The 22,178-nt window shown below is 74.4% G+C and carries 13 protein-coding genes and 1 pseudogene; 5 read left to right on the top strand and 9 right to left on the bottom strand.

Going from position 1 to position 22,178, the window contains the following annotated elements:
* A partial coding sequence (locus ACIQ8B_RS16370; protein ID WP_403547472.1) for a maltotransferase domain-containing protein occupies positions 1 to 698 on the bottom strand: 698 nt, incomplete at its 3' end.
* 770 nt (positions 699 to 1,468) lie between these two features.
* On the opposite strand from ACIQ8B_RS16370, the gene glgP reads away from it, so the two are divergent.
* Positions 1,469 to 4,117, top strand: coding sequence for an alpha-glucan family phosphorylase (glgP, locus tag ACIQ8B_RS16375; RefSeq protein ID WP_403547474.1), 2,649 nt, complete (start codon positions 1,469 to 1,471; stop codon positions 4,115 to 4,117).
* Positions 4,118 to 4,215: 98 nt separating this feature from the next.
* Here the strand turns inward: glgP and ACIQ8B_RS16380 are convergent, their stop codons facing one another.
* The 7 genes from ACIQ8B_RS16380 to ACIQ8B_RS16410 all read right to left on the bottom strand — a co-directional run bounded on the left by ACIQ8B_RS16380 (position 4,216) and on the right by ACIQ8B_RS16410 (position 15,341).
* Positions 4,216 to 4,737 carry a DUF1990 domain-containing protein gene (locus ACIQ8B_RS16380; protein ID WP_290010193.1) on the bottom strand — a complete coding sequence of 174 codons (522 nt, stop codon included), beginning with the start codon at positions 4,735 to 4,737 and terminating at the stop codon, positions 4,216 to 4,218.
* 103 nt (positions 4,738 to 4,840) lie between these two features.
* A complete protein-coding gene (locus ACIQ8B_RS16385; protein ID WP_403547476.1) occupies positions 4,841 to 6,886 on the bottom strand; it encodes a M4 family metallopeptidase in 2,046 nt (681 codons plus the stop codon).
* A 310-nt stretch (positions 6,887 to 7,196) separates the two neighbouring features.
* Positions 7,197 to 8,960, bottom strand: a complete 1,764-nt coding sequence (locus tag ACIQ8B_RS16390; protein ID WP_403547478.1) for an ABC transporter ATP-binding protein — start codon at positions 8,958 to 8,960, stop codon at positions 7,197 to 7,199.
* On the bottom strand, positions 8,957 to 10,678 hold the full coding sequence (locus tag ACIQ8B_RS16395) for an ABC transporter ATP-binding protein (protein ID WP_403547480.1): 1,722 nt from the start codon (positions 10,676 to 10,678) through the stop codon (positions 8,957 to 8,959). Before ACIQ8B_RS16395 ends, ACIQ8B_RS16390 begins: the two co-directional genes overlap by 4 nt.
* 61 nt (positions 10,679 to 10,739) lie before the next feature.
* Complete coding sequence (locus ACIQ8B_RS16400) at positions 10,740 to 11,624, bottom strand: fructosamine kinase family protein (protein WP_290010189.1); 885 nt, start codon at positions 11,622 to 11,624, stop codon at positions 10,740 to 10,742.
* Between the two features lie 76 nt (positions 11,625 to 11,700).
* Positions 11,701 to 13,557, bottom strand: coding sequence for an ABC transporter ATP-binding protein (locus ACIQ8B_RS16405; protein WP_290010188.1), 1,857 nt, complete (start codon positions 13,555 to 13,557; stop codon positions 11,701 to 11,703).
* The gene (locus tag ACIQ8B_RS16410) at positions 13,554 to 15,341 is read right to left on the bottom strand and encodes an ABC transporter ATP-binding protein (RefSeq protein ID WP_403547483.1); all 1,788 of its coding nucleotides are present in this window, start codon (positions 15,339 to 15,341) and stop codon (positions 13,554 to 13,556) included. The genes ACIQ8B_RS16405 and ACIQ8B_RS16410 overlap by 4 nt, the downstream gene beginning before the upstream one ends.
* A 220-nt stretch (positions 15,342 to 15,561) precedes the next feature.
* Here ACIQ8B_RS16410 and ACIQ8B_RS16415 point away from each other — a divergent pair.
* A pseudogene (locus ACIQ8B_RS16415) lies at positions 15,562 to 15,938 on the top strand (ATP-binding cassette domain-containing protein); the annotation flags it as partial.
* A gap of 97 nt (positions 15,939 to 16,035) precedes the next feature.
* Here ACIQ8B_RS16415 and glgX read toward each other — a convergent pair.
* Positions 16,036 to 18,288: a glycogen debranching protein GlgX gene (gene glgX / locus ACIQ8B_RS16420; protein WP_403547485.1), complete on the bottom strand. Its 2,253-nt coding sequence runs from the start codon at positions 18,286 to 18,288 to the stop codon at positions 16,036 to 16,038.
* 186 nt (positions 18,289 to 18,474) lie between these two features.
* On the opposite strand from glgX, the gene ACIQ8B_RS16425 reads away from it, so the two are divergent.
* From ACIQ8B_RS16425 to ACIQ8B_RS16435, 3 genes are all read left to right on the top strand, one after another.
* On the top strand, positions 18,475 to 19,701 hold the full coding sequence (locus ACIQ8B_RS16425) for an Ig-like domain-containing protein (RefSeq protein WP_403547487.1): 1,227 nt from the start codon (positions 18,475 to 18,477) through the stop codon (positions 19,699 to 19,701).
* Between the two features lie 151 nt (positions 19,702 to 19,852).
* Positions 19,853 to 21,097 carry an Ig-like domain-containing protein gene (locus ACIQ8B_RS16430; protein WP_290010181.1) on the top strand — a complete coding sequence of 415 codons (1,245 nt, stop codon included), beginning with the start codon at positions 19,853 to 19,855 and terminating at the stop codon, positions 21,095 to 21,097.
* 198 nt (positions 21,098 to 21,295) lie between these two features.
* Positions 21,296 to 22,063, top strand: coding sequence for an enoyl-CoA hydratase/isomerase family protein (locus ACIQ8B_RS16435; RefSeq protein WP_290010180.1), 768 nt, complete (start codon positions 21,296 to 21,298; stop codon positions 22,061 to 22,063).
* Positions 22,064 to 22,178: the final 115 nt, after the last annotated feature.

Raw genomic sequence — 22,178 nt, forward strand, 5'->3', positions numbered from 1 at the left:
AGCAGCGGCATCGGGTCGCTGCTGGTGACCAGCTCCCGCAGCGGATGCCGGGCCAGCACCGCGTCCACCTCCGGCGTCAACGCCGCCGCCAGGCGGGCCGCCGCCGGACGCTCCGTGTCGCGCAGGGCCTCCACGGCCGTGCGCAGCACCTCCCGGTCCTCGGGCCCGGGGACCCGCTCCGCCGCCCGCTCGTGCAGCCGGGCCCCTTCCTCCAGCACCACCTCGGTGTCGATGCCCGCCGGGACCTTGATCTGCGCGTGGTGCCGCCAGGTGGTGACCGGGTCGCCCCACGCCTCCACGGCGTAGGTCCACAGTCCCGTCCCGGTCGGGGTGACGGTCGCCCCCCACCGGTCCGTGCCGGGCGCCAGCTCCCGCATCGGCGTGAAGGGGCCGGGGCGCCCTTGCGGGTCCTTCAGCACCACGTTGGCCGCGACCGCGTCGTGCCCCTCGCGGAACACGGTCGCCGTCACCTCGAACGACTCGCCCACCACGGCCTTCGCGGGCCGGCGCCCCTGCCGCACCAGCGGCCGGACGTCCAGCACCGGGATGCGGCCGACGGAGGTCTCGGGAGGTGCGGGAGGCGCGGGACTCCCGGTGGCGGGCCGCGGGGCCGCGGCGGACGGGGGAGGGCCGGACTCGGCCGGGCGGACCGGCGTGCCGGACGGTGAGGGGGATGACGAGTGGTGCGTGGCGGGCATGACCGCTCCTGTCCGCGTCAACGAGGGTGGGCGGAAGACTGTGGGGAGGTGGGTCCTGCGGGGTCTTTGTGGGGTGTACCCGCAGGAGCCTTCCCACACTGTCCGGGTGGGCAATCCGGCCCTTTGTTAACTACTCACGCGTATGTCGGCACACAAGACCGGCCGGGGCCGCCGGGCGCCCGGCCGGTCCGGAGCGCGCCCGTGGTGGGTTCGTTCCCACCGGCCGGCAGGGGTGGCGGGCGCCTTGGAGCGGACGCGACACCCCGGCGCGCGGGCCCCGGAGCGGACGGTGTGCGCGTGCCGGGGGTACGGCGTCCGACACCCCCGGTGACCAGCGGCTTCCGTGTCCGCCCCCGCCGTCGTCGGCCCGGAGCGCGGCGACATGTCCGCGGCGCACGCGGACGGTGGCGCGTGACCGCTGGGGTGGGCGAGGCGGAAGGGGGTGCGAGGGACGTGGATCCCGGAGGTGACCAGGGTGCCGGCCCGGCGGGCGGCGGAAACGGCCGGTTTCTTGCCCCGCCCGGCGACCGGCCCGGTCCGCACGGCCGGACACGCGGGCCGGAGCGGCGGCGCGACGCGCGGAGGGAAGCACGACAGGACCGCACATGCGTGCGGAACCGGCCATGTCCGCTGTGCGGTGAATCGTTTGGACACGGCCAGGGAGGTACCCGTATCCCCCGGCTTCCTCCGCGGACGGTGTCCGCGCCGGTACTGTCGGCTGCGATACCCGGACGCACACCGCGTCTCTCACGAACGCGCCGAGGTGGCTTGTGAAGGCTATCCGTCGATTCACCGTCCGACCCGTCCTCCCCGGACCGCTCCGGCCGCTGAGCGATCTGGCCCGCAATCTGCGCTGGTCCTGGCACGCCGGAACCCGTGACCTCTTCCGTTCCGTCGACCCCGAACGCTGGGCCGCGGCCGGCGGCGACCCCGTGCGCCTGCTGGGCAGCGTGCCGGCCGAGCGGCTCACCGAACTGGCCGGCGACGGCGACTTCCTCGACCGCCTCGCCGCGGTCGCGGACGACCTGCACACCTACATGACCGGCGACCGCTGGTACCAGCGGCAGAGCGGCCGGCTGCCCGCGGCCGTCGCCTACTTCTCCCCCGAGTTCGGCATCACCGCCGCCCTGCCGCAGTACTCCGGCGGGCTCGGCATCCTCGCCGGCGACCACCTCAAGGCCGCCAGCGACCTCGGCGCCCCCCTGATCGGCGTCGGCCTGCTCTACCGGCACGGCTACTTCCGCCAGTCCCTGTCCCGGGACGGCTGGCAGCAGGAGCACTACCCCGTCCTCGACCCGCACGAGCTGCCCCTGGACCAGCTCAAGGAGGCCGACGGCACGCCCGCCCAGATCACCCTCGCCCTGCCCGGCGAGCGCTCCCTGCGGGCCCGCATCTGGGTCGCCCAGGTGGGCAGGATCCCGCTGCTCCTGCTCGACTCCGACGTCGAGGAGAACGACATCGGCGAGCGCGGGGTGACCGACCGGCTCTACGGCGGCGGCAGCGAGCACCGGCTGCTCCAGGAGATGCTGCTCGGCATAGGAGGCGTCCGCGCGGTCCGCGCGTACTGCGGGCTCACCGGGCACCCGGCGCCCGAGGTGTTCCACACCAACGAGGGGCACGCCGGGTTCCTCGGCCTGGAGCGGATGGCGGAACTGCGCGCCGAGGGGCTCGACTTCGACGCGGCCCTGGAGGCGGTCCGCGCCGGGACCGTGTTCACCACGCACACGCCCGTCCCGGCCGGCATCGACCGCTTCGACCGCGAACTGGTCGCCCGGCACTTCGGCCCGCACGCGGAACTGCCGCACCTGGAGACCGACCGCATCCTGCGGCTCGGCATGGAGACCCATCCCGGCGGCGAGCCCAACCTGTTCAACATGGCCGTGATGGGCCTGCGCCTCGCCCAGCGGGCCAACGGCGTGTCCCTGCTGCACGGCCAGGTCAGCCGGGAGATGTTCGCCGGACTGTGGCCCGGGTTCGACCCCGAGGAGGTGCCCATCACCTCCGTCACCAACGGGGTGCACGCGCCCACCTGGGTCGCCCCCGAGGTGTACCGGCTCGGCGCCCGGCAGATCGGCACCCGGCGCGCGGAGGAGGCGCTCAGCATCGGCGACTCCGACCGCTGGGACTCCGTCGCCGACATCCCCGACCAGGACATCTGGGACCTGCGCCGGTCGCTGCGCGAACTGCTCGTGCTGGAGGTGCGGGAACGGCTGCGCGCCTCCTGGCGGCAGCGCGGCGCCGGGACCGCCGAACTGGGCTGGATCGACGGCGTGCTGGACCCGGACGTGCTCACCATCGGCTTCGCCCGGCGTGTCCCGTCGTACAAGCGGCTGACGCTGATGCTGCGGGACCGGGACCGGCTGACGGACCTGCTGCTGCACCCCGAGCGGCCGGTGCAGATCGTGGTCGCGGGCAAGGCGCACCCGGCGGACGACGGCGGCAAGCGGCTCATCCAGGAGCTGGTGCGGTTCGCCGACGACCCGCGCGTGCGGCACCGGATCGTCTTCCTGCCCGACTACGGCATGGCCATGGCGCAGAAGCTGTACCCCGGCTGCGACATCTGGCTGAACAACCCGCTGCGCCCGCTGGAGGCGTGCGGCACCAGCGGGATGAAGGCCGCGCTCAACGGCGGGCTCAACCTGTCCGTGCTGGACGGCTGGTGGGACGAGTGGTTCCAGCCCGACTTCGGCTGGGCGATCCCCACGGCGGACGGCGCCGGTGGGGGCACCCCCACGCTTTCGGCAGTGGGGGACGACGCCGACCGGCGTGACGACATAGAGGCCGCGGCGCTGTACGACCTGCTGGAGCAGCGGGTGACCCGCACCTTCTACGAGCGCGGGCGCAGCGGGCTGCCGGACCGCTGGATCGAGATGGTGCGGCGGACGCTGAGCCTGCTCGGGCCGAAGGTGCTGGCCGGGCGCATGGTGCGGGAGTACGTGGAGCGGCTGTACACGCCGGCCGCGCACGCGCACCGGGCGATGAACGCCGCTGCCGCGCGAGAGCTGGCCGAGTGGAAGGAGACGGTGCGGGGGGCGTGGCACGGGGTGACCGTCGACCACGTCGAGGCGTCCGTGGCCTCGGCCACCGCGGAGCTGGGCAGCACGCTCACCCTGCGGGTGCGGGTGGGGCTCGGCAGTCTGCGGCCGGAGGACGTCGAGGTGCAGGCGGTGTCCGGGCGGGTGGACGAGGAGGACCGCATCACGGAGGCGGCCGCCGTGCCGTTGAAGCCGGTGGGGGCGCCCGCGCCGGGGGACGAGTGGGTGTACGAGGGGCCGTTGGCGTTGGACCGTACGGGGCCGTTCGGGTACACGGTGCGGGTGCTGCCGAGTCACCGGCTGCTGGCGTCCGGGGCGGAGCTGGGACTGGTGGCCGTGCCGTCGGAGGACGTGGCCGGGGCGGCGGGGTTATTGATGAGGTGACGTGGCCGTCGGCCGGGGCGGGCGCGGGCGGTGCGGCCCGGCGGGGGTGCCGCCCGCGCCCGTCCGTGCCGGCGGGGACGCGACGGCCCGCAGGCGGCTCAGGCGTCCTCCACTCCCCGTGTCGCCAGCCGGCGGAGGGTCTTGCCGGCGCGGCGGGCGTAGGCGTGCTGGAGGGAGCGGGTGGCGGGGCCGCCGGCCCGGGCGTACCAGCGGGCCGGCCTGCTGAACGCCGAGACCGTCAGCCACACCGTCCCGTCGCCCGTACGGTGCACGACGAACGCCTCCTCGCCGCTCTCCGGGTGGCCGGCCAGCGTGCCGTAGGCCCAGCCGGCCGTGCGGTGCTCCTCCGTCGTCCACACCACCCGGCAGGGCGCCTTCACCAGCCCGGCCAGGGTGACGGTGACCTCGACGTCCGGCGCCGCCCGGTCCGCCGAGACGTCGACGCCGACGCCCATCTCCCGGTGCAGCTCCCAGGTGAACAGCGCGTCGGCGGCCTGCCGGAAGACCTTCTCCCCCTCACCGAGCCGGGTGCGCTCCCTCAGGTGGTGGAAACCGGGAGGGCAGAAGTCGGGATCCCGGCTCGCGCCGACGTGGTCGTAGGTGAAGTCCGCCGAAGACATGAGACCCAAGCCTAGGCGGTGGGACGGCGAACCCCGGCGACACCCGGAGCGGTGGGCTCCAGGTGCCGCCGGGCGGCCGGAACGGCGCCGCGGCGGTGTCCGTCTACGGGAAGGTCAGGCTCCAGCCGCTGATGTGGCCGGTGTCGTAGCGGGCCATGTCCCGCACCTGCAGCCGCCAGGTGCCGTTGGCCGTCTCCGACGACGCGTCGACGGTGTACGTCTCGTTGATGTTGTCCGCCGAACCGCCGGTGCGGTCGCGCAGCCGGTACGACGTGCCGTCCGGGGCCAGCAGGTCGACGACCAGGTCACCGCTCCAGGTGTGCACGATGTCCACCGAGACCCTGAGGTTGCTCGGCGCGTTGCCGGTGCGGCCGGTGACGGTGATCGCGGACGTCACCGCGGCGCCGGCGTCCGGGATCGCCACGTCGGCGGTGGACTCGAAGGTGGTGCCGCCGCCTCCGGGGCCGCCGGAGCGCGTGCCGACGTTGACGGCCGCCCAGGCGTCCTGCACCGCCTTGTACTCGGCGCTGTCCGTGCCGTACAGCTCACCGGTCGCCGCCAGGGTGCCGGTGCGGGCCGCCGCGTAGTTGGTGGTGGAGGTGAACTTCGTGGTGAGCGCGCGGAACCAGATCTTCTCCGCCTTGGCGCGGCCGATGCCGGTGACCGGCAGGCCGTCGGAGGTGGGGGAGTCGTAGGTGACCCCGTTGACGGTCTTGGTGCCGCTGCCCTCGGCGAGCAGGTAGAAGAAGTGGTTCGCCACGCCCGACGAGTAGTGCACGTCGATCGAGCCGATGCCGGAGTACCAGGAGTCCTTGGACCGGCCGTCCTTGCTGGGCTTGTCCATGTAGCGCAGCGGCGTGCCGTTGCCGTTGATGTCGATCTCCTCGCCGATGAGGTAGTCACCGACGTCGGAGGAGTTGTTCGCGTAGAACTCGACGGTCGAGCCGAAGATGTCGCTGGTCGCCTCGTTGAGGCCGCCGGACTCGCCGCTGTAGACCAGGCCCGCGGTGTTCGAGGTGAGGCCGTGGGTCATCTCGTGCGCGGCCACGTCGATCGAGGTGAGCGGGTTGGCGTTGCCGGAGCCGTCGCCGTAGGTCATGCAGAAGCAGCTGTCCGACCAGAAGGCGTTGACGTAGTTGTTGCCGTAGTGGACCCGGGAGTACGCGCCGACGCCGTCCCCGCGGATGCCGTTGCGGCCGTGCACGTTCTTGTAGTAGTCCCAGGTCAGCGCGGCCCCGTAGTGGGCGTCGGCGGCGGCCGACTCCAGGTTGGAGGGACTGCCGTCGCCCCAGACGTCGTCGGACCCGGAGAACAGGGTGCCGGTGCCGGAGGTGCCGCGGTTGAGGTTGTACGTGCGGTGGTTGCCGCGCGCCCCGTCGGTCAGGCTGTACGTCGAGCCGGACCGGGTGGTCGTCAGGTCCACGGTGCCGCTGTAGACGGTGTGGCCGGTGCCGTTGTGCACGGCCTGCCACTCGTACAGCTTCTCGCCGGTGGTGGCGTCGGTGACGACGTGCAGTTCCTGCGGGGTGCCGTCGTGCTGCAGGCCGCCGACGACCGTCTCGTACGCCACGACCGGCTTTCCGTCCGCCGCCCAGATCACCTTGCGCGGGGCCCGGTCGACGTCCGCGCCCTCGGCCCGCTCGGCCTTCGCGGCGGACAGGGCCAGCTGCTCGGCCTTCGCGGCCGGCACCTTCGCGGCGGTGGTGGCGGGCTTGACCGCGGCGCGGGTCGCCTTGACGACCTTGTCCGCCTCGCCGGCCGTGTCGCCCTGGACGACCAGGTCGCCGCCGAGGACGGGCAGCCCGTCGTAGGTGCGCTCGTAGCGGACGTGCACGGTGCCGTCACGGTCCTTGAGGACGTCGCGGACGACGAGCTTCTCCTTCGCGCCCAGGCCGAGGTCCCTGGCGGTCCGCGCCGTGGCGGCTTCCGCCTCGCGGATCAGCGCGGCGCGCTGGGCGGGGGTGAGCCGCACCGACTCCGCGCCGGGCGCTGCGGCGCTCGCGGCCCGGGGCGCCGTGTCGGGGGCGGCGGTGGCGGCGCCGGACTGCACGGCCGTGGCGATCAGCGCGGCCACCCCGGCGAGGGCGACGGCGGCGGCGCGGCGCTGCGGGGTGCGGGGGGTGCGTCTGTGGGACGTCCTGCTTCTCAACGCTGACTCCTTCTGCGGGGCCGCGGGGGTGCGCGGCCTGGGGAGACCGATCGGCGGGTCAGCCGGCCGGGCAGAACGGAAGTGCTCCGAGCAGTGGCCGTCGGGCAACGGGCAGCCGAAGCTGTGGGGTTGCTGTGCAGCGGCCGTGGGAAGAGTGGCAGGGGATCGCGGTTTCTGTCAGGGGCGCGTCAGGAAGTTGGCCGGAATCCGTTCGGTGTCCGGGGGGAGGCGTCCGTTATGCGGACAGAAGGGAGAGGGCCCCGACCCGGGCGGCCGGGCCCGCCGCCGTGACGGACCCCGGCCGCCGGCCTCACGGCGCGCCGGCCGGCCGGTCCCCGTGCCAGGACCGCCACAGCGCCGCGTACACCCCGTCCGCCGCCACCAGGGCGTCGTGCGTCCCCAGTTCGGAGACCCGGCCGTCCTCCATCACCGCCACCCGGTCCGCGTCGTGCGCGGTGTGCAGCCGGTGCGCGACGGCGACGACCGTACGGCCCTCCAGCACGGCGGCCAGCGCCCGCTCGGCGTGCCGGGCCGTCGTCGGGTCGAGCAGGGCGGTGGCCTCGTCGAGGATCAGCGTGTGCGGATCGGCCAGCGCCACGCGCGCCAGGGCCAGTTGCTGCGCCTGCGGGCCGTCCGTGGGGTGACCGCCCTCGCCCAGCCCGGTGTCCAGGCCGCGCGGCAGCTCCCGCACCCAGCCGTCCGCGCCCACCACGGCCAGCGCCGCCCACAGTTCCTCGTCCCCGGCGTCCGGTGCGGCGATCCGCAGGTTGTCCCGGACCGACCCGAGGAAGACATGGTGCTCCTGGGTCACCAGCACCACCTGCCGGCGCAGCCGTTCCGGGTCCAGCGACGCCACCGGCACCCCGCCCACGGTCACGCTCCCGGCGGTCGGCGCGTCCACCCCCGCCAGCAGCCGGCTCAGCGTGGTCTTGCCCGCGCCCGACGGCCCCACCACCGCCAGCCGTTCGCCCGGCCTCACCGTCAGGTCCACCCCGCGCAGCACCTCGCCGCCCCCGTCGTACGCGTAGCGCACCCCGGTCACGTCGATACGGTCCCCGGCCGGGTCCGGGACGTCGCTCCGCCCCGCCGCGCGCGGCGCCCGGGCCAGCCCCTCCACCCGGGCGAACGAGGCGCCGCTCGCCTGGAGCTGCTCCAGCCGCATCAGCACCTCGTCCAGCGGGCCGCTCAGCTGCAGCAGATACAGCGAGGCCGCCACCACCGCGCCGAGACTCACCGCGCCCCGCCCGTGCAGCCACCCGCCGCACAGCAGCACCCCGGCCACCGGCACCACGTACGACAGCTCGACCACGGGGAAGAACACCGAGCGCAGGAACAGCGTGCGCATGCGGGCGCGGCGGGACGCCTCCAGCGCCTCCCGGCTCGCCCGGACCCGCCGCTCCTCCATCCGCAGCGCCTCCACGGTACGAGCGCCCGACGCCGTCGACGCGACCACCTCGGCCACGTCCGAGCTGGCCGCGCCCTCGGCGAGGTACGCGTCCCGGGCCCGCCGCAGGTACCAGCGCAGCACCAGCCGGATCGGGGTGAGGCACAGCAGCCCCAGGGCGCCCAGCAAGGGGTCGACGAACAGGATCGCGGCCATGACGAACAACGACTGCACCGCGTTGACCAGCATCGAGGGACCGGCGTCGCGCAGCGTGGTGCCCACGGCGGTCACGTCGGCCGTGCCCCGCGTCGTCAGATCACCGGTGCCCGCCCGCTCCACCACGGCGGAGGGCAGCGCCAGCACCCGGTCCACGAACCGCTCCCGCACCCGCGCCAGCGTCCGCTCGCCGAACCGGTGTCCCACGAAGCGGGCCCAGCGGGACAGCAGCAGCTGCGCCACCGCGCACGCCAGGATGACCGGCGCCAGCCGGTCCACCACCGCGGTGCCGCCGCCCGCCCGCACCTCGTCGACGATCCGCCCGAGCAGCCACGGCCCGGCCAGACCGGCCAGGGCCGCCAGGCCGTTCAGCGCCAGCACGCCCGCGACGGCCCGGCCGTCCGCCCGCACCAGCTCCCCGGCCGCCCGGCGGACGTCGGCCGGTCCCGCCACCGGAAGCCGCTCCCCGCTCATCCCGTCACCTCCTCGGGGGCGTCCTGCCCGGCGTCCCTGGCCACGAGGAGCCGGTACTCCGGTTCGCCGTCCAGCAGTTCGCGGTGGGCGCCGCTCGCCGCCACCTTCCCGTCGACCAGGAAGAGCACCCGGTCGGCCCGGTCCAGCACCAGCGGCGAGGTGGTGGCCAGCACGGTCGTACGGCCCTGCCGCGCGGCGCGCAGCCGGTCGGCGACCAGGGCCTCGGTGTGCGCGTCGAGCGCCGAGGCCGGCTCCACCGCCAGCAGCACCTCGGGGTCGGCGAGCAGGGCCCGGGCCAGCCGGACCCGCTGCCGCTGGCCGCCGGAGAGGCTGCGCCCCTGCGCGGACACCACCGAGTCCAGCCCGCCGGGCAGTCCGCGCACGACGTCGTCGGCGGCCGCCGCGTGCAGCGCGCGCAGCACCTCCGCGTCGGACGCCCCGCCCCGGCCCGCCACCACCTCCCGCAGCGGGCCCGCGAACAGCGCGGCCTCCGGGTCGGCGACCAGGATCCGCTCCCGCACCCGCGCGAGCGCGATCTCGTCCAGCCGGACCCCGCCCCAGGTGACGTCCGACGGCGCGTACCGGCCCAGCCGGTCCACCACGGCCGCCGCGTCCGCGGGCCGGGCGCACACCAGCGCGGTCAGCCGCCCGGGCGGCACCCGCACCCCCGACTCCGGGTCGTCCAGCGCGGACGGCTCGGCCGGCGGGTCGGCGGTGGCCGCGTCCGGCGGCGGCTGGATCCGCAGCAGCGCCGCCACCCGCCCGGCCGCCACCACGCCCCGGCTGAGGTAGTAGCCGCACTCGACCAGGAACATCACCGGCCACACCAGGACGGTCACGTACCCGTACACCGACACCAGTTCACCGATGCTGATGTCCCCCTGCGCGGCCTGCCGCGCCGCGATCCAGGTCACCACCGCGAGGAACAGCGTCGGCAGCCCCGCGGCCAGCGCCTGCATCCAGCTCGTCACCGCCCCCACCCGGTAGCCCTGCTCCCGCAGCCGCCCCGAGTCGCGGCGGAACGCGTCCGCGACCAGCCCCTTGCCGCCCAGCCCGCTCAGCACCCGCAGCCCGCCCGCGAGGTCCCCGATCCGGGCGGTCAGCACGCCCTGCCGCTGCCGGTACTCCGTCTCCGTGCCCTGGAGCCGCCCCATCAGCGGCCCCACGACCAGCCCGATCACCGGCACCCCGAGCAGCACCACCACGGCCAGCAGCGGCGACACCGACAGCAGCAGCCCCGCCACCGCCGCGTACGCCACGACCGCGCCGAACCCCGGCCCGACGGCGGTGAGCGACTGGGCGATCACCTGCACGTCGCCCACCCCGATGGTCACGACCTCCCCGGCCGCCGCCCGCCGCTCCAGCGCCGCGCCCAGCCTCACGGTGTGCCCGACGACCACCTTCACCGTGCGGAAGGTGGCGTCCATCCGGACCATCGTCATCGTGCGGTGCCGCATCATGCTCAGCCAGGCGTTGAAGGCGGTCACCAGGACCAGGGCGCCGGCCCAGCCGGCCAGCGCCGTCATGTCGCCCGGCCCCAGCCCGTCGTCCACCGCCCGCGACATCAGGTACGGCACCGCCGCCAGCAGCACCATCCACACACTGCCGTACACCGCCCCCGCCACGCAGCGCCCCGGCTGCCGGCGCACCAGCCACCACAGGTAGCGGGCCCCGCCGCGCCCGTCGGGCGTGCCGGGATCCCCGTAGGCGTCGATCACGTCCGTTCCCCTCCCCGTACGGCCCGGCGGCCGGTGTGCCCCGTCGTCGCGCCGGTCGCTCTCACGGGCGCTTCCGGAACGGCGCGAGCGTGGCCCGTACGTGTCCGGCGGCGCCCCAGTCGGGCTCGAACTGGGCGATCACGGCAAGGTGCTGCCGCAGCTGGAGGACGGGCATCCGGTCCCGCCAGCCGGCGTCGAGCCCGGTCAGCTCGGCGTACCGCTCGAAGAACACCCGCGCCTCGGGCGGGGGTGAAGTCGTCCACAGGTGGGCCAGGTCCACCTCCGCCCAGGTGTACGACACGGCGGGGTCGATCAGCGCGGGCCGCCCGTCGGGGGCGGCCATGACGTTCTGCGCCCACAGGTCGCCGTGCGTCAGGCAGGCGGGCCGGGCCGGCAGCAGCTCGGGCAGCCGGTCGCACAGCCGCTCCAGCGCCTGCCGGTCGGCGGCGTCCAGCGCCCGGTGGACCCGGGGCTCGTCGAGCCAGCGCAGCAGCCGGTGCCGGGCGAAGAACTCGAACCCGTCGTCCGTCCAGGTGTTGACCTGACGGCGGCGGCCCAGCCAGTTGTCCCGGTGCCAGCCGAACCGGTCGTGCCGCGTGCCGGTGTGCAGCCGGGCGACCGCGTGCGCGCACGCCTCCCAGAACGCCTCCGTGTCCGGCCGGGGACGCAGCACCGACAGCACGAGCAGGTCCCGGTCCGCGAGGACGACGTCCGGCGTGGTGACGCCGCCCGCCTCGCGCAGCACCGTCAGCCCCTCGGCCTCCGCGGCGAAGGCGTCGTCCGCCGGCGGCTCGCCGAACGCCTTCACGAACACCGGTGTGCCGTCCGCGCGGCGCGCCAGCCCCGCGGTCGCGGCGAGGCCCCCGGAGGCCGGCTCGACCGTGCCGACATCGGTCAGCCCGGCCGCGTGCAGACGGGCGAGCAGCATCGACGTCGCCTCCGCCACCGGTGCGCTCCTCTCGGTCGGTCCCCCGTCGCGGCCCCGGGAGCGGCCCCCCGACGGCGGCCCCCTCGGCGGGGCGTCACACCAGGCTGTCCCGCCAGGCCCGGTGCAGATCCGCGAACCGGCCCGTGCCGCCGATGAGTTCGTCCGGGCTGCCGTCCTCCACGATCCGCCCGCGCTCCATCACCAGCACCCGGTCCGCGATCTCCACGGTGGACAGCCGGTGCGCGATCACCACCGCCGTACGGCCCTTCAGCACCGTGGCCATCGCCCGCTGCACCGCCCGCTCGCCGGGAACGTCCAGCGAACTGGTCGCCTCGTCCAGGATCAGCACCGCCGGGTCCGCGAGCAACGCCCGCGCGAACGCCACCAGCTGGCGCTGGCCGGCCGAGATACGGCCGCCGCGCTTGCGGACGTCCGTGTCGTAGCCGTCGGGCAGTGCGGCGATGAAGTCGTGCGCGCCGATCTCCTTGGCCGCCTGTTCGATCTCCTCCCGGGTGGCCTCCGGACGGCCGATCGCGATGTTCTCGGCGACCGTCCCGGAGAACAGGAACGCCTCCTGGGTCACCATCACCACCTCGCGCCGCAGGTCCCGTCCCGTCAGGTCGCGCAGGTCGACGCCGTCGAGCAGCACCCGTCCGCCGGTGGGGTCGTAGAACCGGGCGAGCAGCTTCGCCAGCGTCGACTTGCCCGCGCCGGTGGAGCCGACGACCGCGACGGTCTGCCCGGCCGGCAGGGTGAGCCCGAAGCGGGGCAGCACCTCGCCGCCGGTGCGGTACGCGAACCGCACGTCGTCGAAGACCACCTCGCGCCCGGGGAGAGCGGGGCGCCGCCCCGGCAGCTCGCGGGGGGCCGCCGGCTCGGGCACGGACGGGGTCTGCGCCAGCAGGCCGGCGATCTTCTCCAGCGAGGCCGCCGCCGACTGCGCCGAGTTGAGGAACATGCCCAGCCGGTCGATCGGGTCGTACAGCCGCCGCAGGTACAGCACGGCCGCCGCCAGCACGCCGAGCGCCAGCGTCTCCCCGGCCACCCGGTAGGCGCCCCACAGCACGATCAGCGCCACCGTGGTGTTGGCGGTCACCCGGGAGCCGACGACGTAGCGGGCCATCTCCAGCAGCGCGTCGCCGTTGGTCTTCTCGTGCCGCCGGTTCAGCACCGCGAAGTCGGCGTCGTTGGCCCGCTCACGGCGGAAGGCGCGCACCGGACGGATGCCGTTCATCGTCTCGACGAACTTCACGATCACCGCGGCGATCGCCGTCGACCGCCGCCGGTACACCCGCCGCGCCCGCCGCTGGTACGACCGCACCAGCAGGTACAGCGGCAGGAACGACGCCACCGCCACCGCGCCCAGCCCCAGGTCCAGCCACAGCAGCAGCGCCGAGATGTACACGGCGGACAGGATGGTCGTCACCAGTTCCTGCAGGCCCTCCTCCAGCAGCTCCCGCAGCGACTCGACGTCGGTGGTGGAACGGGAGATCAGCCGGCCGGAGGTGTAGCGCTCGTGGAAGTCCACGCTCAGCGCCTGCGCGTGCCGGAAGATCCGGCCGCGCAGGTCGAGCAGCACGTCCTGGCTGACCCGGGCGGACGCGGTGACGAACGCGTACTGCAGCGCGCCGGCCGCCGACGCGCACAGCAGGTACCCCACCGCCACCGCGATCAGCGGCCCGTGGTCGTCGCCGCGGAACGCGGGCACCGCCCGGTCGATCGCGTACGCCACCAGCAGCGGACCGGCCTGCACGGCGGCCTGCTGGAGCAGCAGCAACAGCGCGGTCAGCGCCACCCGGCCGCGCATCGGCGCGAGCAGGGAGCGCAGCAGCGCGCCGGTGGCGCCCGGGGGAGTGGGCAGCACGTCCCGGTCGAAGGGGTCGCCGCCGCCCTGCTCCGGTGACCGGTCGTCGTCCTCGTCGCGGACGGGTGCGGTCGTGGCCGCCGTCATCGCTGCTCCTCCAGTTCCTCCGCCGGGTCGCCCGACATGAGGTGGGCGTACTCGGCATTGCCGCGCAGCAGTTCGTGGTGGGTGCCGACCGCCGTGATCCGCCCGCCGGACAGCAGCGCCACCCGGTCGGCGAGCAGCACCGTGGACGGGCGGTGCGCCACGATCAGCGCCGTGGTGTCGGCGAGCACCCGGCGCAGCGCGGCCTCGACCGCGGCCTCGGTGTGCACGTCCAGCGCGGACAGCGGATCGTCCAGCACCAGGAAGCCGGGGCGCCCCACGACCGCGCGGGCGAGCGCGAGCCGCTGCCGCTGCCCGCCGGACAGGCTCAGGCCCTGCTCGCCGACCTGGGTGGCGGTGCCCTGCGGCAGCGCGTGTACGAAGTCGGCCTGGGCGACGGCCAGCGCGCGCTCCAGGTCCTCCTCGCCGCTGCCGCCGCCCATCAGGACGTTCTCGCCGACGGTCGCGGAGAACAGCGTCGGCTCCTCGAAGGCGACGGCCACGCGGGAGCGCAGCTCCTCCCGGGACATCGCCGTGATGTCCCGCCCGTCGAGGGTGATGCGCCCCTCGGTGACCTCGTGCAGCCGGGGCACGAGCGCGGTCAGCGTGGTCTTGCCGCTGCCGGTCGCACCGACGAGCGCCAGCGACTCGCCGGGCCGGATGTGCAGGTCGACGCGGTCCAGCACGGGCGGCGAGCCCTCGGGGGCGTCCGGATAGCGGAAGGTGACGTTCTCGAACCGCAGCCCGCCCTCCCGGGGGCCGCTGTGCTTCCCGGCGGACGCCGTGGTGCCGGACTCCGGCTCCGCGTCCATCACCTCGAAGTACCGCTCGGTGGCCGTCGCCGCCTCCTGGCTCATCGCCAGCAGGAAGCCGATCGAGTCCACCGGCCAGCGCAGCGCCAGCGCCGTGGACAGGAACGCCACCAGCGTGCCCGCCGACAGCGAGCCGTCCGCCACCTGCACCGCGCCCAGCACCAGCGCCGCCCCGATGGCCAGTTCGGGCAGGGTCACGATCACGCCGAGGATCGTCGCCAGCAGCCGCGCCTTGTGCAGCTCCGTGCCCCGCAGCTTCCCCGACAGCTCCCGGAACGCGCGCGCCTGGCTGCGGTGCCGGCCGAACCCCTTGATGATCCGGATGCCGAGCACGCTCTCCTCGACCACGGTCGTCAGATCGCCCACCTGGTCCTGCGCCTGCCGCGCCGCGCTCGAGTACCGCTTCTCGAACACCACGCAGGTGATCAGCACCGGCACCGCGGGCACCAGGATGACCAGCCCCAGCGTCCAGTCCTGGACCAGCATGATGATCACGCCGATCAGGATCGTCACCCCGTTGACCAGCAGGAACGTCAACGGGAACGCCAGGAACATGCGCAGCAGCATCAGGTCCGTGGTGGCCCGTGACAGCAACTGCCCCGAGGGCCAGCGGTCGTGGAACGCGATCGGCAGCCGCTGCAGATGCCGGTACAGGCCGGCCCGCATCTCCGCCTCGACGTGCGACAGCGGCCGCGCCACCAGCCAGCGCCGCACCCCGAACAGCAGCGCCTCCGCCAGCCCGAGCAGCAGCAGGTACAGCGCGCCGAGCCACACCCCCGCCGGGTCCCGGTGGGCGATCGGCCCGTCGACCATCCACTTCAGCACGAGCGGGATGACCAGCCCGATGCAGGACGCCAGGACGGCGATGAACGCGGCGGTGAACAGGCGCGCCCGCACGGGGCGCACGTACGGCCACAGCCGCAGCAGCGTCCGCACGGTGGAGCGGGGTTCCCGGGGAGAAGGTGTAGTGGGCATCAGCAGTGAGAGTACGGTTCGCCACTGTCGCTGCCCACCGAATTCCGGACCGGTCCGCCTCGGTCCCAGGACCTACGACCTGCGCCGCCGGGCGGCCGTGCCCCGGTGAACGGGCGCCGCGGACCGGGGAGTCGTACCACTCCACCGGCCGATCGGACGATGCGCGGCCGAGCGGGACGGCCGATGTCCGCGCACCCCGCCCGCCGGAACACCGGCCGTCATGTCCGTCATCGGCGTCACCGACCTGCGCAAGGCCTACGGCGGCCGGCCCGCCGTCGACGGGGTGTCCTTCTCCGCCGACGAGGGCGGGATCTTCGGCATCCACGGCCCCGACGGCGCCGGCAGGACCACCACCGTGGAGTGCGTGGAGGGGCTGCGCGTCCCGACGCCGGGCGGGTCCGGGTCGCCGGACTCGGCCCCGTCGCCGACCACGAGGAGGTCACCCGCGTCCTCGGCGCGCGGCTCCGGCAGAGCGGACTCCAGTCCGAGCCGACCGTCCGCGAGGCCCTGGAGCTCTGCGCCTCCTTCCACCCCCGCCCCGCCGACCGGCGCCCGCTCGCCGAACGGCCGGGCCCCCAAGACGCGTCTGACACACGTCCTCGCCAGGCTGGGCGCCAAGGACCGGGCGGCGGCCGTGGCGACGGCGTACGACCGGGGCATCCTCGGCTGACCGCGCGCCTGCGCACGCCGGGCGTCAGGGCAGCACCCGTAGCAGCAGCACCGACCGCCCCGGCACGGTGACCGGCGCCCCCGCGCGGTGCACCACGCCGGGCGCCCGGTCCTGCTCCTCCCGTGAGGTGTCGACGACCACCTCGTACCGCTCGGCCCACGGCGGTCCCGGCAGCAGGAAGCCGACCGGGTCCGCGCCCGCGTGCAGGACGGCCAGGAAGCTGTCGTCGAGCACCGGCGCGCCCTGCTCGTCGCGTCCCGGGATGTCCCGGCCGGAGAGGTACATGCCGAGCGTGGCGGCCGGCGCGTACCAGTCGCCCTCGGTCATCTCCCGGCCGTGCGGGGTGAACCAGGCCAGGTCCCGCAGCCCGTCCGCGGAGTGCGCCCGGCCGGAGAAGAACGAGCGGCGGCGCAGCACCGGGTGCCGGTGGCGCAGCGCGATCAGCCGCGAGGCCAGCGCGAACAGCGGCCGCCACTCCGGGGCGTCCCGCAGGCTCCAGTCCACCCAGCCGATCTCGCTGTCCTGGCAGTAGGCGTTGTTGTTGCCGCGCTGGGTGCGGCCCATCTCGTCGCCGGCCACCAGCATCGGCACGCCCGTCGACAGCAGCAGCGTCGTCAGCAGGTTCCGCAGCTGCCGCCGCCGCAGGGCGCGCACGTCCCCGTCGTCCGTCTCGCCCTCCGCGCCGCAGTTCCACGACCGGTTGTCGTCCGTGCCGTCGCGGTTCCCCTCCCCGTTGGCCTCGTTGTGCTTGCGGTCGTACGACACCAGGTCGCGCAGGGTGAAACCGTCGTGCGCGGTGACGAAGTTGACCGAGGCGTACGGCCGCCGCCCGCCCCAGGCGTACAGGTCGCTGGACCCGGACAGCCGGTAGCCCATCTCCCGCACGTCCGGCAGCGCGTGCCGCCAGAAGTCCCGCACCGCGTCCCGGTAGCGGTCGTTCCACTCCGTCCACAGGGGAGGGAAGGCGCCCACCTGGTAGCCGCCGGAGCCGACGTCCCACGGCTCCGCTATCAGCTTCACCCGGCGCAGCACCGGGTCCTGCGCGATCACCGCGAGGAACGGCGACAGCATGTCCACGTCGTGCATGGAACGGGCCAGCGCCGCCGCCAGGTCGAAGCGGAAGCCGTCGACGCCCATCTCCGTCACCCAGTAGCGCAGCGAGTCCGTGATCAGCCGCAGCACGTGCGGCTGCACCACGTGCAGGGTGTTGCCGCAGCCGGTGTAGTCGGCGTAGCGGCGGGCGTCCGGCTGGAGGCGGTAGTAGCCGCGGTTGTCGACGCCCTTCAACGACAGCGTGGGGCCCAGCTCGCCCGCCTCGGCGGTGTGGTTGTAGACGACGTCGAGGATCACCTCGATGCCGGCCGCGTGCAGTGCCCGCACCATCCGCTTGAACTCGCCGACCTGCTGCCCGGCCGTCCCCGAGGCCGCGTAGGCGGCGTGCGGGGCGAAGTAGCCGATGGAGTTGTAACCCCAGTAGTTGCGCAGGCCCCGGCGCAGCAGGTGGTCCTCGTGCGCGAACTGGTGCACCGGCAGCAGCTCGACCGCCGTCACCCCCAGTCGCACCAGGTGCTCGATCGCCGCCGGGTGCGCCAGCCCGGCGTAGGTGCCGCGCAGCTCCTCCGGGACGTCCGGGTGGCGCATGGTGAAGCCGCGCACGTGCAGCTCGTAGATGACCGAGTCGGCCCACGGCGTCTTCGGCCGCCGGTCGTCCGCCCAGTCGTCGTCGTCGTGGACGACCACGCCCTTCGGCACGAACGGCGCCGAGTCCCGGTCGTCGCGCACGGTGTCCGCGACATGCTGCTCCGGCCAGTCGCGGACGTGCCCGTACACCTCGGGCGGCAGCACGAAGTCGCCGTCGACGGCCCGGGCGTACGGGTCGAGCAGCAGCTTCGCCGGGTTCCAGCGCCCGCCGGTCCACGGGTCCCAGCGGCCGTGCACCCGGTAGCCGTACCGCTGCCCGGGCAGCACCCCCGGCACGAAGCCGTGCCAGATGCCGTGCGTCAGCTCGGTCAGCCGGGCCCGGCTCTCCCGGCCGTGCTCGTCGAACAGGCACAGCTCCACCCCCTCCGCCCCGCCCGCCCAGAGCGCGAAGTTGGTCCCCGCCACCCCGTCCGGGCCGGTGCGGAACCGGGCGCCCAGCGGCGTCGGCCGGCCCGGCCGGACGGGCACCGTGGGCGCGGGCCGCGCCGGCCGTGCGCCGTTCACGACGACGGCCGGACGCCCGTCCCCGGTGGCCCGCTCTCCGGCCACCGCCTCCTGCTCGGCTGCGCTGGACACCTGTCAGCCTCCCGCGGCTCGTGGGGGACGACGGCGGACAGGGGAGCCACGGCCCGTGCGGCTCCGGCCGCGGCTCCCCGGTGCGTCGTCCTCCCACAGTTCTGCCCAGAGCGCGCCTCGCACTCACGTTTCCCCGGGGGACGGCATGGTCGTTTCCCGGAGGCGACGCCCGTCGTTGGGTACCGCGTGAGGCACGTACAAGGGCGCGCACGGCGCGCGAGGGCCGCGCTGGCCGTCGTAGTGACAGGGGCAGGACTGCTGGCCGCGACGGCCGGGTGCAGCCCGGGGGGTCCCGTTCCGGGGGCGTTCGGGCCGCCGGGGCGCGGGGACGTCGTCCAGGTGTCCCCGCGCGACGGCAGCACCGGCGTCCGTCCCGGCGAGCACCTGCGGGTGCGGGTGGCGGAGGGCCGGCTGGAGTCGGTGAGGGCGGTCGTGTCGCAGGACGCGCGCGAGTCGCCCGTCCCGGGTCGCGTCTCCGGCGACGGGCGCACCTGGAAGCCGGACGACGAACGGCTGGCGCTCGCCGCGAAGTACACGGTCGACGCCGTCGCCGTCGACGGCGAGGGACGCCGCTCCGCCCGGCGCACCACCTTCACCACGCACGTCCCGGAGGAACGCTTCATCGGCTACGTCGCCCCCGAGGACCGCTCCACCGTCGGCACCGGGATGATCGTCTCCCTGGAGTTCAACCGGAAGATCACCCGCCGCGCGGCCGTGGAACGCGCGGTCCGGGTCACCGCACGGCCCGCCGTCGAGATCCGGCCCCACTGGTTCGGCGGCACCCGGCTCGACTTCCGCCCCGAGCACTACTGGAAGCCCGGCACCGAGGTCACCGTCGACCTGGACCTGCGCGACGTCGAGGGCGCGCCCGGTGTCTACGGCCTGCAGCGCCGCACCTTCACCTTCACCGTCGGCCGCAGCCAGGTGTCCGTGGTCGACGCCGCCGCCCACACCATGCGGGTCCGCCGGGACGGGGAACTGCTCGCCACCGTGCCGGTCACGGCGGGCGCGGCCAGGACGCCCACGTACAACGGCAAAATGGTGATCACCGAGATGTTCGAGGTCACCCGCATGAACAGCCGCACGGTCGGCTTCGGCGGCGAGTACGACATCCCCGACGTCCCGCACGCCATCCGGCTGACCAGCTCCGGCACCTTCCTGCACGGCAACTACTGGGCGGCGCCCGAGGTGTTCGGAAGCGGCAACGTCAGCCACGGCTGCGTCGGCCTGCGCGACGTGAAGGGCGGCAGCGCGGACACCCCGGCGGGCTGGTTCTTCGACCGCAGCCTGATCGGCGACGTCGTCGAGGTGGTCAACAGCAAGGACCGCACGGTCGCGCCGGACAACGGCCTCGGCGGCTGGAACATGGACTGGAAGGAGTGGAAGGCGGGCAGCGCGGTGAACCGCCGCTGACCGTACCGCCCTCGGCGGGCCGTGAACTTGGAACGGAACGGTGACGGAACCGCCGCCTTCCACGCCCCTGGCCTGTGGTTACCATGCGCGGTGTGCGCGAGAGGCGCACTGGGGGGCCGGGTCCGGCCGGACCCGCCGAGGGGAGAGACAAGTGAACGTGGGGCCGATATCGGGGGCGCCGGTGGGCGCGCGGCGCGGCGGCAGGAAGCTCGCGGCGCTGGCACTCGGGGTGATGCTGGCGGTCACCGCCTGCGGCGGCGGGGGATCGGAGCCGGCCTCCGGCCCGGGCGACGGCAAGGGCGAGGACAAGGGCTCCACGGCGGCGCGCAGCACGCAGTCCGAGGCCGTGGTCGCCATCGCCCCGCGCGACGGCGCCACGTCGGTCGGGACCAGCGGCGAGCTGAAGGTGACGGCCGCCCGGGGCAAGCTCACCGAGGTCGTCGTCAAGAACGCCGAGGGCAAGGCCGTCGAGGGCGCGATATCCAGGGACGGCGCCTCCTGGACGCCGTCCACCCACCTGGCCGCCTCCACCACCTACACGGTGCACGCGGTCGCCGAGGACGCCGAGGGCCGCACCACCTCGCAGGACTCCCGCTTCACCACCCTGACGCCGAAGAAGACCTTCCTCGGGCACTTCACCCCCGAGGACGGCTCCACCGTCGGCGTCGGAATGCCCTTCTCCCTCCGCTTCACCCGGGGCATCACCCACCCCGAGGACGTCGAGAAGGCCATCCGCATCACCACCGAGCCGGCCGTCGAGGTCGAGGGCCACTGGTTCGGCAACGACCGCCTCGACTTCCGCCCCGAGAAGTACTGGAAGGCCGGCACCAAGGTCACCGTCGACCTCAACCTCGACGGCGTCGAGGGCCGCGACGGCGTCTACGGCGAGCAGGCCAAGACGGTCTCCTTCACCGTCGGCCGCAGCCAGATCTCCGTGGTCGACGCCAAGAAGCACACCATGAAGGTGATCCGCGACGGCAAGGTGATCAAGAAGATCCCGGTCACCACCGGCGCCCCGGGCTACGAGACCTGGAACGGCAAGATGGTCATCAGCGAGAAGCTGAAGGTCACCCGCATGAACGGCGAGACGGTCGGCTACGCCGGCGAGTACGACATCGAGGACGTCCCGCACGCCATGCGCCTGTCCACCTCCGGCACCTTCATCCACGGCAACTACTGGGGCGGCGACGCCTTCGGCAACCGCAACGCCAGCCACGGCTGCATCGGTCTGCGCGACGTGCAGGGCGGCTGGGACAAGAAGGCCCCGGGGGCCTGGTTCTTCGACAACTCGCTGATCGGTGACGTGGTCGAGGTGAAGAACTCCGACGACGCCGTGATCGCCCCGGACAACGGCCTCAACGGCTGGAACATGTCCTGGGAGAAGTGGAAGGCGTAGGACGCCCGCTTCCCTGCCCACGGCCCCGGTGTCCGCACCGGGGCCGTGGCCGTACCCCTGCGGGTGTGAGCCACGGCGCCGGCTCGTCAGCCGTTGGTCACCGTGCTGTGCTTGCCCGGGGGCGGCCCCCGGACCCCCGGCACGGGTGTGAGCCACGGCACCGGCTCGCCAGCCGTTAGTCACCGTTAACCTGCTGCCATGACCGTACATCTCGAAGTCGCCGAGGGCGTCGGCACGCTGCGCCTGGACCGCCCGCCCATGAACGCGCTGGACGTCGCCACGCAGGACCGTCTGAAGGAGCTCGCCGAGGAGGCCACGCGCCGCGAGGACGTGCGCGCCGTGGTGATCCACGGCGGCGAGAAGGTGTTCGCGGCGGGCGCGGACATCAAGGAGATGCAGGCCATGGACCACACGGCGATGGTCCTGCGCGCCCGCGCCCTCCAGGACTCCTTCACCGCCGTCGCCCGCATCCCCAAGCCGGTCGTGGCCGCCGTCACCGGCTACGCGCTGGGCGGGGGCTGCGAGCTCGCCCTGTGCGCCGACTACCGCATCGCCGGGGAGAACGCCAAGCTCGGCCAGCCCGAGATCCTGCTCGGCCTGATCCCGGGCGCGGGCGGCACCCAGCGGCTGGCCCGGCTGATCGGCCCGTCCAAGGCCAAGGACCTGATCTTCACCGGCCGTCAGGTGCGGGCCGACGAGGCGCTGTCCCTCGGCCTGGTGGACCGCGTGGTCCCCGCCGACGAGGTCTACGCCCAGGCCCACGCCTGGGCCGCGAAGCTGGCACAGGGGCCGGCGATCGCGCTGCGGGCGGCCAAGGAGTCGGTCGACGCCGGGCTGGAGACGGACATCGACACCGGACTCGCGGTGGAACGCAACTGGTTCGCGGGCCTGTTCGCCACGGAGGACCGCGAGCGGGGCATGCGCAGCTTCGTGGAGGAAGGCCCCGGCAAGGCGAAGTTCCTGTGACGAGCGGGTGAAACCCCCGCACCGGAATCGCAGGTGACGTCATGTCCGGTCCGGCCCCCCGGCGGTGCGCATCATGGGAGCCTTGTCGCACCCTTAAGCCGTTTCCGTCGAGGGG

Origin of the sequence: Streptomyces sp. NPDC096105 (assembly GCF_044763335.1) — a bacterium.
Lineage (GTDB): Bacteria > Actinomycetota > Actinomycetes > Streptomycetales > Streptomycetaceae > Streptomyces.

What these genes read in the sequence shown, in the direction of transcription:
- ACIQ8B_RS16380 (WP_290010193.1), bottom strand. Translation starts at nt 4,737, where the DNA reads ATGTCTTCGGCGGACTTCACCTACGACCACGTCGGCGCGAGCCGGGAT.
- ACIQ8B_RS16390 (WP_403547478.1), bottom strand. Translation starts at nt 8,960, where the DNA reads ATGAGCGGGGAGCGGCTTCCGGTGGCGGGACCGGCCGACGTCCGCCGG.
- ACIQ8B_RS16405 (WP_290010188.1), bottom strand. Translation starts at nt 13,557, where the DNA reads ATGACGGCGGCCACGACCGCACCCGTCCGCGACGAGGACGACGACCGG.
- ACIQ8B_RS16410 (WP_403547483.1), bottom strand. Translation starts at nt 15,341, where the DNA reads ATGCCCACTACACCTTCTCCCCGGGAACCCCGCTCCACCGTGCGGACG.
- ACIQ8B_RS16435 (WP_290010180.1), top strand. Translation starts at nt 21,296, where the DNA reads ATGACCGTACATCTCGAAGTCGCCGAGGGCGTCGGCACGCTGCGCCTG.